Source organism: Blautia sp. AF19-1, assembly GCF_003479155.1.
GTDB lineage: Bacteria > Bacillota > Clostridia > Lachnospirales > Lachnospiraceae > Fusicatenibacter > Fusicatenibacter saccharivorans.
In genome coordinates, this window is sequence record NZ_QUGQ01000013.1 from 26,571 (window position 1) to 39,710 (window position 13,140).

The following is a 13,140-nucleotide window of genomic DNA, read 5'->3' on the forward strand; positions in this document are numbered from 1 at the left end:
TACTGGAAGATAGTTTAAAATGAACAGAAAGAAAAAGAGCTTCAAAAAAGACTCGAAGTGTCAAATGTAAAATACAAAAGAGAAAAAATAAAGGTAATTTTTGCATACAGATTCATCGGGGGGAATTGCGGCTGACAGGAGAGAACAACAGCAGATGAGAAAAAAGGCAGTAAAAAATGCAGGAATGATACGAATTTATCTGAATATGGCATGGAAACTTTTGCAGAAAAACCTGCTTAGCATCGTGATATTTGAGACGGTCTACCGCCTGTTTTCCAGCCAGCTGGTTTCAAGACTCGCCAATGCGGCGATCAACTTTTCTTTAAAACAGCTGGGAACGAGCTATATGACATCGGAAAACTTCAACAAGATCATGCTGCATCCGCTGACCCTTCTGCTGATTTTTGGAATTCTGCTTGTTTCCTTTTTCTGTATGCTGTTTGAAATCTATGCTGTCATGGCGGCTCTGGAGGCCTCCTGGAAACGAAAACGGATTTCCGTTCCTGTCATGATGCTTGCCGGCGGAAGAGGAGCCGCGCAGTTTATGCGCGCCCGCCCGTGGACCTGGTTTTTCTACATGGCAGCGAGCTTCCCGTACCTTTGGCTGCACAGCAGCTACAGCGCCATCCGCAGTATGAAACTGCTTCAGGTTTCCCTGACGAAGATTTACAATGCCTTCCCGGCATACTGGATTCCGGTGGTGCTGACGATTCTGCTTGTCGCGTTCTCGTTTGTGTTTTCCTACACCATCCCGTTCCGGTGCATGATGACGGAAAAAGAGAAAAATACCCATCTGCGGGTGCGCCAGACCCTGGAAAAACGCGTGCTGCGTGAGCTTGGCATCAACGTCTCTTTCCAGGTGATGATTTTTCTGATTACGTGGGTTCTGTATCTGATTTTCGGAACGGCTGTCGTTGCCTATGCAAAGCTGGTGAAAACGCCGTCTACCGTTGTCAGTACCGTCATCGTCTACGGTGACTGGGTCAAATCGACGATGAGCCTGATCGGCGGAGCGTTCGGCCTTGTCGGAAGCATTACGTATCTGTATCTGATTTTTATCCGTTCCTCCCGAAAGGGCTACCAGAAGAGCCGGACAACGAAAAAGCCGAGCTCGAAGCTGGTACGCACCTTCTGCGGTCCGGTAACGGCGGTGGTTCTCACGATCGCCATGCTGGCGGGAGAAACGGTTTATCTTGTATATGCCATGCGCGCAACACGTGCAGAGGCAACGGCTTCCTCCCAGTATATTTCGGTGTCAGCGCACCGGGGCGGAGCCAGAAAAGCACCGGAAAATACGATGAGCGCGATCAAATATGCAGTGGACAGCATGTCGGATTACGCGGAGATCGATGTACAGGAGACGAGTGATGGTGAGATTGTCCTTATGCACGACACAAATCTGAAGCGGACAACCGGTCTGAATGCCAGCATCTGGACCCTGACCTACGATGAAATCAGCCAGCTCGATGCCGGTGTACGATTCAACAAAAAATTCCGCGGCGAGCAGATTCCGAAGCTGGAAGAAGTCATCGCGTACGCGAAAGGAAAAATCAACCTGAATATTGAAGTAAAATACAACGGCCACAACCAGAATATTGTCAAAAAAGTGGTGAAAATCATCGAGGACAATGACTTTGTGGATCAGTGTGTGCTGACTTCCATGAACTACAATTTCCTCAGGCAGGCAAAGAAAATCAATCCGGATATCAAGACCGGGTATACGATGAAAATGTCGTACGGAGGCCTGGAGGATATGGACGCGGCGGACTTCTTTTCTGTAAAATATACGTACATCACAGAAAGCTTTGTAGAGCATGCGCACAGTCTTGGTAAAGAAGTCTGTGCCTGGACGCTGAATTATCAGGGAGATATGCAGCGGATGGTCAACTGCGGCGTGGACAACATTATCACGGACGATCCGGAGCTGGTGCGTAAGGTTATCCTCGGAACGACCGACCGAAATCCGGGCTTTGTCAGCCTGCTTGGCTATGCACTGAAATAAATGGAGTAAAACAATGGAGGTGGAAACTTCATGGCAGAGAAAGTAAACATGCCATCCCAGAAGAAAGAAAAGAAGAAAAAGAGGAAGAAAAAACTTCCTTCGGATTTTTATGATTATAACCTGCTGGCCTGCACTATTTTGCTGGTCAGCTTCGGACTGATTATGCTGTACAGCGCGAGTGCCTACGAGGCGGCCAGTACATTCAAGGGAAATGATATGTATTATTTCACGCATCAGGCGGGGCTTTCTGCTATTGTTCTGGTGGGGATTGTGATATTGTCGAAGTTTGTAGATTATCATAGTGTATGGTTCCAGCGGATTGCAGCACTGGTATACTGGGGAAGTCTCCTTCTGATGGCGGCGGTAAGGTTTACGCCGCTTGGTTATGAAGCCTACGGGGCGAGAAGATGGCTCCGGATCGGCGGTGGCAGTCTTCAGCCTGCGGAGATTGGAAAGCTGGGGCTGATTCTGTATTTGCCATACATTATCCTGAAGATGGGAAAAAATATGCGTACCATCCGCGCAAAAGCAATTGTCCTCGGACTTGGCGTGCTGCAGGCGCTGGCTGCGTGGATTCTGACGGACAACCTGAGTACCGCCATTATTCTGGGACTCATCGCCTGCGTCATTTTGTTTCTGGCGGACCCGGAGGTAAAATTTTATGCGCGTGTGATTCCGGGCGCGGCGGTAATTGGCGTTTTTGCGATTATCATTTTAAAAAATAATCTGCAAATCTTTGAAAGAATAGGCGGTGACTTCCGGTCGAATCGTATCTATGAATGGCTTTCCGGAGGCAGCTATCAGATTCTGCAGGGACTTTATGCGATTGGATCCGGTGGATTTCTCGGAAAAGGACTTGGCAACAGTACGCAGAAGATTACAACAATTCCGGAAGCACAGAACGATATGATCTTCTCGATCATCTGCGAGGAGCTTGGAATATTTGGCGCGATTCTTGTATTGCTGCTGTTTGGCTACCTGCTGTACCGTCTGTTTGTGGTTGCACAGAATGCGCCGGACGCGTATGGAATGCTGATGGTGAGCGGCGTTTTTGCACATATTTCCATTCAGGTTATTCTGAACCTGTGCGTTGTTCTGAAACTGATGCCGGCAACGGGAATTACCCTTCCATTTATCAGTTACGGAGGAACATCGGTGCTCTTTATCCTGACGGAAATCGGCATTGCCCTGTGCGTCTCCCGCTTTATTGTGTTCCAGGATGGAAAGAGCGGAGAAGGAGAGGCACAGGCGGAAGAACAGTAAAAGTAGAAAAATCTATTGACAAATGCCGGAATAACAGATACACTTTTTTCGAAAGAAATACTGGCTGCCGGGTAGAGGCAGGAAGGAGCAGAATAATGTTAGAAAAGATAAAAGAAATTTTAGTAGAACAGCTCAACTGTGATGCAGACAGCATCAACGAAGATACCTCTTTTAAAGATGACCTGGGTGCAGATTCCCTGGATCTCTACGAGATGGTTATGGCATTAGAAGACGAGTACGGAATTGAAATCGACACCGACGAACTGACAGACCTTTCTACCGTCGGCGACTTTATGGAATATTTGAAACAGCACGGCGTAGAGGTCTGAAAAAGAGCATTGCCGCTGGCAAAAGTGGAAGGATGGTGCAGCTCGGAAGAAACGCCGGGCTGTTTTCCATTCTAAATAAATGGTGGAAGGGAACAGACAAAAGGATTGTTCCAGAAAAACCAGAAATCAGGAGAAAAGAAAAATGAGCAATGTAAAAACAAGATTTGCACCGAGCCCGACAGGCCGGATGCATGTAGGAAACCTGCGTACTGCCCTGTATGCGTATCTGATCGCAAAACACGATGACGGAACCTTTATGCTCCGTATCGAGGATACCGACCAGGAGCGTTTCCAGGAAGGCGCACTTGATATCATCTACCGTACCTTAAAAGAGACCGGCCTGGTACACGACGAGGGACCGGACAAAGACGGCGGCTGCGGCCCGTACGTACAGAGCGAGCGTAATGCAGCAGGTCTGTACCTGAAATACGCAAAACAGCTGGTAGAGCAGGGTGACGCTTATTACTGCTTCTGTGACGCAGAGCGCCTGAGCCAGTGCAAGCGTAACGTAGGCGGAAAAGAAATCTCGATCTACGACAAACACTGCCTTGGTCTTTCCAAAGAGGAAGTAGAGGCCAATCTGGCAGCCGGCAAACCGTACGTCATCCGTTTCAATATGCCGACCGAAGGAACCACAACCTTCCACGATGAGATCTACGGAGATATCACCGTAAACAACGAGGAGCTGGAAGACCTGATCCTGATCAAATCCGACGGATATCCGACCTACAACTTCGCAAACGTCATCGACGACCATCTGATGGGTGTAACCCACGTTGTCCGCGGTAATGAGTATCTGTCCTCATCCCCGAAATACAACCGTATTTACGAGGCATTCGGCTGGGAAGTTCCAGTTTACGTACACTGTCCGCTGATCACCAACGAGGAGCATCAGAAGCTGTCCAAACGCTGCGGCCATTCTTCTTATGAAGACCTGATCGATCAGGGCTTCTTAAAAGATGCCATTGTCAACTTCGTAGCCCTTCTTGGATGGAGCCCGGAAGGAAACCGCGAGATCTATTCTCTCGAGGAGCTGGTAAAAATCTTCGATTACCACCACATCAGCAAATCTCCGGCCGTTTTCGATATGACAAAACTCCGCTGGATGAACGGCGAGTACATGAAGGCAATGGACGACGAGAAGTTCTATGAGATGGCGCTTCCGTATATCCAGAAGACAGTCCACCGTCCGCTCGATTTTAAGAAAATTGCAGCCATGGTAAAAACAAGAATCGAAGTATTCCCGGATATTGCAGACCTCATCGACTTCTTCGAGGAAGTTCCGGAGTACGACGCTTCGATGTACACTCACAAAAAGATGAAGACAAACGAGGAGACCTCCCTTGCACTTCTTCAGGAAGTAAAACCGCTGCTGGCAGCGCAGGAAGATTTCAGCAATGATGCTCTCTTTGAGATGCTCAGCGCATTCGGAAAAGAAAAAGGATACAAGACCGGTTATATTATGTGGCCAATCCGTACCGCTCTTTCCGGAAAACAGATGACACCGGCCGGCGCAACGGAAATCCTTGAGGTTCTGGGAAAAGAGGAGTCTCTTGCCCGCATCGACAAAGCGATTGAGAAATTATCCAAATGATATATAATAATTCACAGAAAAAAGCGGTGATGCATACCACCGGCCCCATGATGGTCCTTGCCGGACCGGGGTCGGGGAAAACCGCAGTGATTACGGGGCGGACCTGCCAGCTTGTAACGAGCGGCATTTCCGCCTCTCGTATTCTTGTCGTAACATTTACGCGTGCGGCGGCAAAAGAGATGAAGGAGCGGTATTTGAAGGCGATGGGAAAGACGAGTACCCAGGTCACCTTTGGAACGTTCCACGGGGTATTCTACGCGATTCTGCGCCATACGTACCGCATGTCCGGCAACAATATTTTAAGCGAGGAAGAGAAAAAGCGGCTGATGCGCGAGCTGGTCAACCACTATGCCAGAGACCTGGAGGAAGAGGATCTCGAGGAAAATCTGGCGCGCGAAATCAGCACTGTGAAGAACAATCAGATCCCGCTGGAACATTACTATTCCGCCTGTATGCCGCAGGAAAAGTTCCGCGAAATCTATGAGGCGTATGAGAAATGGCGGAAGGAGAACAAAAAACTCGATTTCGACGATCTGATGGTGCAGTGCAAACGTCTCTTTCTGGAGCGGCCGGAGGTCCTCCGCGCCTGGCAGCAGAAATTTCAGTATATCCTGATTGACGAGTTTCAGGACATCAGCCCCGTGCAGTATGAGATTGTGCGGATGCTGGCGCTGCCGGAAAATAACCTCTTTATTGTCGGGGATGACGATCAGTCGATTTATCAGTTCCGCGGGGCCAAGCCGGAGATCATGCTGAATTTTCCGAAAGATTACCTGGGCGCGGCGCAGGTAGTGCTCGATAAAAATTACCGTAGTACGGAATTTATCGTGAAGCGGTCCCAATGCCTGATCCACCACAACAAAAAGCGGTATGAAAAGGCGATTTCCACCGACAACGAGAAAGGCGCTCCGGTTGCAATCCGGGGATATAAGAACCCGCGCGAGGAGATGCGTGCCGTTGCCGAGGAGCTGCGGGAGGCGGAGAAAAACGGCTGTCCGTATGAAGAGATGGCGCTTTTGTTCCGCACGAATCTTGGCTGCCGGACAGCAGTAGAGGAACTGATGGAAGCACAGATCCCGTTCCAGATGCGGGATACCCTGCCGGATCTCTATGACCACTGGATTGCGAAAGATCTGCTGACGTATCTGAATCTTGCGATGGGAAGCCGGAAGCGCGGCGAGTTTTTAAAGATTGCCAACCGCCCGAACCGTTATCTGTCGCGGGATGCCTTTGAGGAGGCGACTGTTTCGTTCGATGCACTTCTGGAATATTACGAAGAAAAAGACTGGATGTGCCAGCGGATCCGCAAACTGGAGCAGGATATCACGACACTGACGCATTTATCGCCGTTCGGCGCGGTCAATTACATCCGCTATGCGATCGGCTATGAACAGTATGTGAAGGAATATGCTGCATACCGCCATCTGAAAGAGGATGATCTGATTTCCGTTTTGGACGAGCTGCAGGAGGCGGCAAAGAGCCAGAAAAGCATCGAGGGCTGGTTTGCACATATTGAGGAATACCAGCAGAAGATGAAGGAAAAACAGAAGCAGCGCGCAGAGAGTGCGGAAGGAGTTATGGTTTCCACCCTGCACAGCGTCAAGGGACTCGAGTACGACAAGGTCTATCTTCTTGACGTCAACGAGGGTGTAATGCCGTATCAGAAAGCAGTCCTTGCGGAGGCGATCGAGGAGGAGCGGCGGATGTTCTACGTCGGAATGACGCGCGCCCGGAAAGAGCTGACGCTCTGTTACGTGGAGGAACGGTTTGAAAAGAAAGTCGAGCCGTCCCGGTTCCTGGACGAGGTGATCCAGTAAATTTGTACTGTTGTGAAAGATGTTGAAAATAAATTTACTAATTGATAAAATTTTAACAAATAATACATTGACAAAGTTTTAACAATGAAGTATAGTAATGCATGTAAGCGGGAACAATAAGATGACCGCAAAGCGAGGAGGAAAAACATTATGAAAATTTTATTTTACGATACCCAGAACTACGACAGAGAATCTTTCGACCGAACCAAAGAGCAGTTTCCAGAAATTGAAGTGGAATATTTAAAAACCGGCCTTGCTGCAAGAACCGCTTCCCTGGCAAAGGGCTACGATGCCGTGTGCGCCTTCGTAAACTCCGATGTCGGAACAAAAACCGTAGAAGCACTGCATGAGGCAGGCGTCAAGCTGATCCTGATGCGCTGCGCAGGCTTCAACAACGTAGATTTAAAGACAGCTGCAAAATACGGCATTGATGTACGCCGTGTACCGGGTTACTCCCCGGAGGCTGTAGCTGAGCATGCGATGACACTGGCCATGACGGTCAACCGCCACATGCACAAAGCATATACGAAAGTAAGAGAAAACGACTTCAGCCTGGGCGGACTGATGGGATTTAACTTCTATCAGAAGACCGCCGGGATCGTCGGAACCGGAAAAATCGGTGCGGCTATGGCAAGAATCTGCCGCGGTTTCGGCATGAAAGTCATTGCTTACGATGTATACCAGAATGAATCCTTAAAAGATTTTGTTACGTACGTAACTCTTGATGAACTGCTGGCACAGAGTGATCTGATCTCCCTGCACTGCCCGCTGATGGACAGCACATACCACATGATCAACCGCGAGAGCATCAAAAAGATGAAAGACGGCGTGATCCTGGTCAATACGTCCCGCGGAGGTCTGGTAAAGACAGACGACCTGATCGAGGGAATCCGTGCAAGAAAATTCTTCGGCGTCGGCCTTGACGTATACGAGGAGGAAACCCCGAACGTATTCGAGGACCGTTCCGATGAGATTCTGGAGCACTCCACCACAGCGCGTCTCCTGTCCTTCCCGAACGTTATGATCACTTCACATCAGGGATTCTTCACCGAGGAAGCACTGCGTGCGATTGCAGAGACCACACTGCAGAATGCACTGGATTTCGAGGCAGGAAAAGAGACCCCGAACATTGTCCGTGCATAATGGAAATCCACTAGAAAACAGTTATCTTATAAGAGAACAAGAGACAACCCATTTTCGGCGGGTTGTCTCTTTTAAATTATGAGAAAATAGTGTATGATGGTAGATAGCAGAAAAAACGGCCAGAGGAAAACACTGGCCGGATACAAAAGGAGAGCAGGATTTTATGGACTGTAAAGAAGCAGAAAAATTAATACAGCCATACGTGCAGGGAAATATGCCGGAGAAAGAGATGGAACCGTTTATTTCCCATATCCGGAAATGCCATACATGCCACGAGGAACTGGAGACATATTTTATTGTGAACCGTGCGATGGCATATTTCGAGGATGACGCGCCCGATTCCTACAATCTGACAGGACTTCTGGAACGCGATCTGGAGAAAAAAGAGGAAGAAGCGAGACACCGCCGGTACAAAGATACGTTTTTCCGGGTGCTGATGCTGATTCTCGTTCTGTTTCTGGTGCTCCTGGCTCTGCACTATTTTGAAGTGATAGAATTACCCTGGCTGAAAGGATTATTATGAGTGATAAAATCGTATTACTGGACGGACACAGTATTCTGAACCGGGCTTTTTACGGCGTACCGGATCTGTCCAATGCAGAAGGACTGCACACGAACGCCGTATATGGATTCCTGAATATTCTGTTTAAAATTCTCGATGAGGAGCAGCCGCAGTATCTTGCCGTGGCGTTTGACCTCCATGCACCGACATTCCGCCACAAAATGTATGACCAGTACAAGGGAACGAGAAAGCCGATGCCGCAGGAATTGCGCGAACAGGTCCCGGTGATCCAGGAAGTGCTCGCAGCAATGGACATTGAGATTGTCACAAAAGAGGGCTATGAGGCGGATGATATCTTAGGAACGCTCGGCCGCAAATGCGAGGCGGAAGGGATGGAAGTTACGATCGTATCCGGAGACCGCGACCTGCTGCAGCTTGCAACGGACCACATTCTGATCCGGATTCCAAAGACCGTAAAGCGTGTGACGACGATCGAAAATTACCACACGGCAGAGGTGCTGGAAAAATACAGTCTTCTCCCGAAACAGATCATCGATCTGAAAGCGCTGATGGGCGATACCGCAGACAATATCCCGGGTCTGCCGGGTGTCGGCGAGAAAACCGCGACGAAAATCCTACTGCAGTACGAGACACTGGAAAATGCGCATGCACATTTCGAGGAGATCAAACCGAACAAGGCAAAAGAAGCGATGCGTGATCATTATGATCTGGCGGAATTAAGCAAAAAACTTGCAACGATTGATACCGATGCGCCGGTGGAGCTCGACCGTGAAAAAGCGGCACTCTCGAATTTTTATACACCAAAAGCGTATGAGATGTTCAAACGTCTGGAGTTTAAGAACCTGCTGGGCCGCTTCGAGGAGACGAATGCAGAACCAGAGGATGCCGTCTTTCTACGCACCGTAACGGATTTTTCCGAGGCGGAAGAACTCTTTGAAACCATCGCGAAGGAGGAGAAGGCAGGAGCCGCTCTTCTGACAGAAGAAACCCCGAAGGACGGACCGATGGCAGATCGGAGCCGTTCACTTGTCGGTATGGCAGTTGCGTATGGAAGCGGAGAGCCGGATGTTGTTTACTTCCCAGCAGAAGGTTTCCTGACCGGAGATTATTTAAAAGAAAAATTGACTGAGCTGCAGAAGCAGATTCCGGTTTTCTGCGTCATGGACGGAAAAGAATTTCTGAAGGATATGCCGGACGCCGATGAAGCCCATCTGTTTGATGCCGGAATTGCCGCGTATTTATTAAATCCATTGAAATCACAGTATTCGTACGATGATATCGTAAAAGAGTACGTACACCGCTATGTGCCGGCAGTGGAAGAGATCTTCGGCGGAAGCAAGATTCCGGCCGCAGGAAAGATGACGCCGGAACAGCAGGAGTCGTATGCAGGTCATCAGGCGTATGCTGTATTTGCCGCACAGGAAAACATGGAAAAGCTGCTGAAGGAGCAGGGCATGTGGGATCTGTACCGGAATGTGGAGATTCCGCTGGTGTTTACGCTCCGTCAGATGGAAGCGGATGGAATCGCCGCAGAAAAAGAAGCACTTTCCGTTTACGGAGCTGAGCTGGCGGAGCGGATCGGAGAGCTGGAGGCACAGATCTACGAGGAGGCCGGCGAGGAGTTCAACATCAATTCCCCGAAGCAGCTCGGCGTGATTCTGTTTGAAAAGCTGCAGCTTCCGGGCGGCAAAAAGACCAAGACGGGTTATTCCACCGCCGCCGATGTGCTCGAAAAGCTCGCACCGGATCACAAACTCGTTGCCGATATTCTGGAGTACCGCCAGCTTGCCAAACTGAAATCGACGTACGCCGACGGTCTGCAGGCCGTGATCGGGAAAGATGGAAGAATCCATTCGACATTTAACCAGACCATCACCGCGACCGGCCGCATCAGCAGTACCGATCCGAATCTGCAGAACATTCCGGTGCGGATGGAGCTTGGCCGTCTGATCCGGAAAGCCTTCGTGCCAAAGCCTGGCTGTGTCTTTCTGGATGCCGACTATTCCCAGATTGAGCTCCGCGTGCTGGCCCATATGTCGGGCGATGAAAACCTGATCGAGGCGTACCGCGAGGCGGAGGATATCCACCGCATGACGGCATCGAAAGTGTTCCATGTGCCGCTTGAAGAGGTAACACCGCTGCAGAGAAGAAATGCGAAGGCGGTCAACTTCGGTATCGTATACGGCATCAGTTCGTTCGGTCTGGGCCAGGATCTCGGCATCAGCCGGAAAGAGGCAGAGGCCTATATCCAGCAGTATTTCGAGACGTATCCGGGTATCCATGAGTTTTTGAACCGCTGCGTAGAGGATGCCAAAGAGAAAGGCTATTCCGTGACGATGTTCGGACGCAGACGGCCGATGCCGGAGCTGAAATCGAGCAATTTTATGCAGCGGTCATTCGGCGAGCGCGTTGCGATGAATGCGCCGATCCAGGGAACGGCGGCGGATATTATTAAAATAGCGATGATCCGCGTGGCGAAACGGCTGAAAGAGGAGCAGTTAAAGACCAGACTTCTTCTTCAGGTACACGATGAGCTGCTGCTGGAAGTGCCGGAAGACGAGCTCGAAAAGGCAGAACAGATCCTGGAAGAGGAGATGACCGGGGCAGCACATCTGGCTGTCAAACTCGAGATCGATATGCACACAGGAAACAACTGGTACGAGGCGAAATAGCGCATTCATACCAGGAGCGAAAGGATACAAAAGAATGAAAGTTTTTGGAATTACAGGCGGCGTGGGCGCCGGAAAAAGCGAAGTGCTCACGTACCTTGGACAGAATTATGATGCAACGGTGATCCAGGCGGACGAGGCAGGTTACCTTGTGATGCTGCCGGGCGGCGAATGCTATGGAGAGATTGTGAAGCTGTTCGGCAGACAGATCACCACAGAGACCGGCGAACTTGACCGGAAACGGATTGCTGAGATCGTTTTTCAGGACGAAGAAAAGTTAAAAGCCCTGAATGCGATCGTTCATCCGGCGGTAAAACGGTATATCAAAAAAGCCATTGCAGCTGCGGAAAAAGCAGGGACGGAATACGTCTTTGTGGAGGCCGCACTCTTAATTGAAGAAAAATATGATGAAATTTGTGATGAACTGTGGTATATTTATGCGGATGAAGAAGTCCGGAAGGAGCGATTGATCGAAGGACGCGGCTATTCCGAGAAGAAAGTACGCGAAATCATGGCAAATCAGCTCTCCGAGGATGAATTCAGCAGCCACTGCGATTTTGAAATCGACAACAGCGGCGATTTTGAGGAAACAAAAAAACAGTTAGACCATAGGATGAAAAAATATGAAACTTTGTAGTATTGCAAGTGGTTCGAGCGGAAACTGCATTTTCGCGGGAAGCGAGACCACAAGCCTTCTGATCGATGCGGGCATCAGCGGAAAGCGCGTGGAGGCGGGGCTGGCTGTTCTCGATCGCAGCGCGAAGGAGCTGGACGGCATTCTCGTGACACATGAGCATTCCGATCATATCCAGGGCCTTGGCGTGCTGGCGCGCCGGTATGGTATTCCGATTTACGCAACGGATGGAACAATTCAGGCGATGCAGCAGACGAAGAGCCTTGGAAAGTTCCCGGAGGGGATTTTCCACACGATTCACGCGGATGACACGTTTACGCTGGGTGATATCGCCGTACATCCGTTTACGATCTCCCACGATGCGGCAGAGCCGGTCGGCTACCGCATGGAATCCGGCGGGAAATCGATTGCGATTGCGACGGATCTTGGCGTTTACAGCAATTACACGGTTCAGAATCTGACCGGGCTGGATGCCGTTTTGTTAGAGGCAAATCACGACGAGAACATGCTTGCGGTCGGACCGTACCCGTATCCGTTAAAACAGCGGATCGCCGGGGCGAAAGGCCATTTATCAAACCTGGCGGCAGGCCATCTCCTCTGCGAGATTCTGCACGACAATCTGCAGGAAGTGCTGCTCGGCCATCTGAGCAAGGAAAATAATTATGAGGCACTGGCCTTTGAAACCGTGGCCTGCGAGGTCACAACGGGTGATAATCCGTATCACTCGGGTGATTTTCATCTCGCTGTCGCTAAAAGAAGCGAAGTATCACCGTTAATTGAGGTTTAAATATACATTTTTAGAGCTACATACCATGTTTTTCGCAAGGCCGCCATTACCGGTTTTTCCGGGGCTTTGACATAAAACCAGAAAAAGGAGAATGGAAACATGAAGAAGACAATTATCACTGTCGTAGGCAAGGACACCGTGGGCATTATCGCAAAGGTATGTAATTATCTGGCAGAGAACCAGGTAAACATCGAAGACATTTCTCAGACGATTGTGCAGGGATATTTCAACATGATGATGGTAACGGACGTCTCCAAGAGCGAGAAATCCAACGCAGAGCTTGCAAAAGATCTGGAGAAGCTTGGAAGTTCCATCGGCGTTGTCATCCGCTGCCAGCATGAAGATATTTTCAATATGATGCACCGTATCTAAAGCGAAG

Annotated in this window: 11 protein-coding genes; all 11 read left to right on the plus strand. The window is 49.7% G+C overall.

Going from position 1 to position 13,140, the window contains the following annotated elements:
- The first annotated feature begins 154 nt into the window (after window positions 1-154).
- Entirely contained in the window at window positions 155-2,002 is a 1,848-nt protein-coding gene (locus tag DWX26_RS09965) for a glycerophosphodiester phosphodiesterase (RefSeq protein ID WP_118601352.1), read from the plus strand.
- Between the two features lie 30 nt (window positions 2,003-2,032).
- A complete protein-coding gene (locus DWX26_RS09970) occupies window positions 2,033-3,265 on the plus strand; it encodes an FtsW/RodA/SpoVE family cell cycle protein (RefSeq protein WP_242991189.1) in 1,233 nt (410 codons plus the stop codon).
- 95 nt (window positions 3,266-3,360) lie between these two features.
- Window positions 3,361-3,594, plus strand: a complete 234-nt coding sequence (gene acpP, locus DWX26_RS09975) for an acyl carrier protein (RefSeq protein ID WP_022462712.1) — start codon at window positions 3,361-3,363, stop codon at window positions 3,592-3,594.
- 142 nt (window positions 3,595-3,736) lie between these two features.
- The gene (gene gltX / locus DWX26_RS09980) at window positions 3,737-5,188 is read left to right on the plus strand and encodes a glutamate--tRNA ligase (RefSeq protein WP_117813956.1); all 1,452 of its coding nucleotides are present in this window, start codon (window positions 3,737-3,739) and stop codon (window positions 5,186-5,188) included.
- Window positions 5,185-7,005 (plus strand): ATP-dependent helicase, encoded by a 1,821-nt coding sequence (locus tag DWX26_RS09985; RefSeq protein ID WP_118601353.1) that lies wholly within the window; start codon window positions 5,185-5,187, stop codon window positions 7,003-7,005. The genes gltX and DWX26_RS09985 overlap by 4 nt, the downstream gene beginning before the upstream one ends.
- Window positions 7,006-7,155: 150 nt before the next feature.
- Window positions 7,156-8,148 (plus strand): 2-hydroxyacid dehydrogenase, encoded by a 993-nt coding sequence (locus DWX26_RS09990; protein WP_055218844.1) that lies wholly within the window; start codon window positions 7,156-7,158, stop codon window positions 8,146-8,148.
- Window positions 8,149-8,311: 163 nt separating this feature from the next.
- Window positions 8,312-8,671 carry a zf-HC2 domain-containing protein gene (locus tag DWX26_RS09995; protein WP_022462716.1) on the plus strand — a complete coding sequence of 120 codons (360 nt, stop codon included), beginning with the start codon at window positions 8,312-8,314 and terminating at the stop codon, window positions 8,669-8,671.
- Window positions 8,668-11,343: a DNA polymerase I gene (polA, locus tag DWX26_RS10000; protein WP_055228398.1), complete on the plus strand. Its 2,676-nt coding sequence runs from the start codon at window positions 8,668-8,670 to the stop codon at window positions 11,341-11,343. Before DWX26_RS09995 ends, polA begins: the two co-directional genes overlap by 4 nt.
- 34 nt (window positions 11,344-11,377) lie before the next feature.
- Entirely contained in the window at window positions 11,378-11,977 is a 600-nt protein-coding gene (gene coaE, locus DWX26_RS10005; RefSeq protein WP_117510320.1) for a dephospho-CoA kinase, read from the plus strand.
- On the plus strand, window positions 11,964-12,761 hold the full coding sequence (locus DWX26_RS10010; RefSeq protein WP_118601354.1) for an MBL fold metallo-hydrolase: 798 nt from the start codon (window positions 11,964-11,966) through the stop codon (window positions 12,759-12,761). Before coaE ends, DWX26_RS10010 begins: the two co-directional genes overlap by 14 nt.
- A gap of 99 nt (window positions 12,762-12,860) precedes the next feature.
- Complete coding sequence (locus tag DWX26_RS10015) at window positions 12,861-13,133, plus strand: ACT domain-containing protein (RefSeq protein ID WP_118601355.1); 273 nt, start codon at window positions 12,861-12,863, stop codon at window positions 13,131-13,133.
- Window positions 13,134-13,140: the final 7 nt, after the last annotated feature.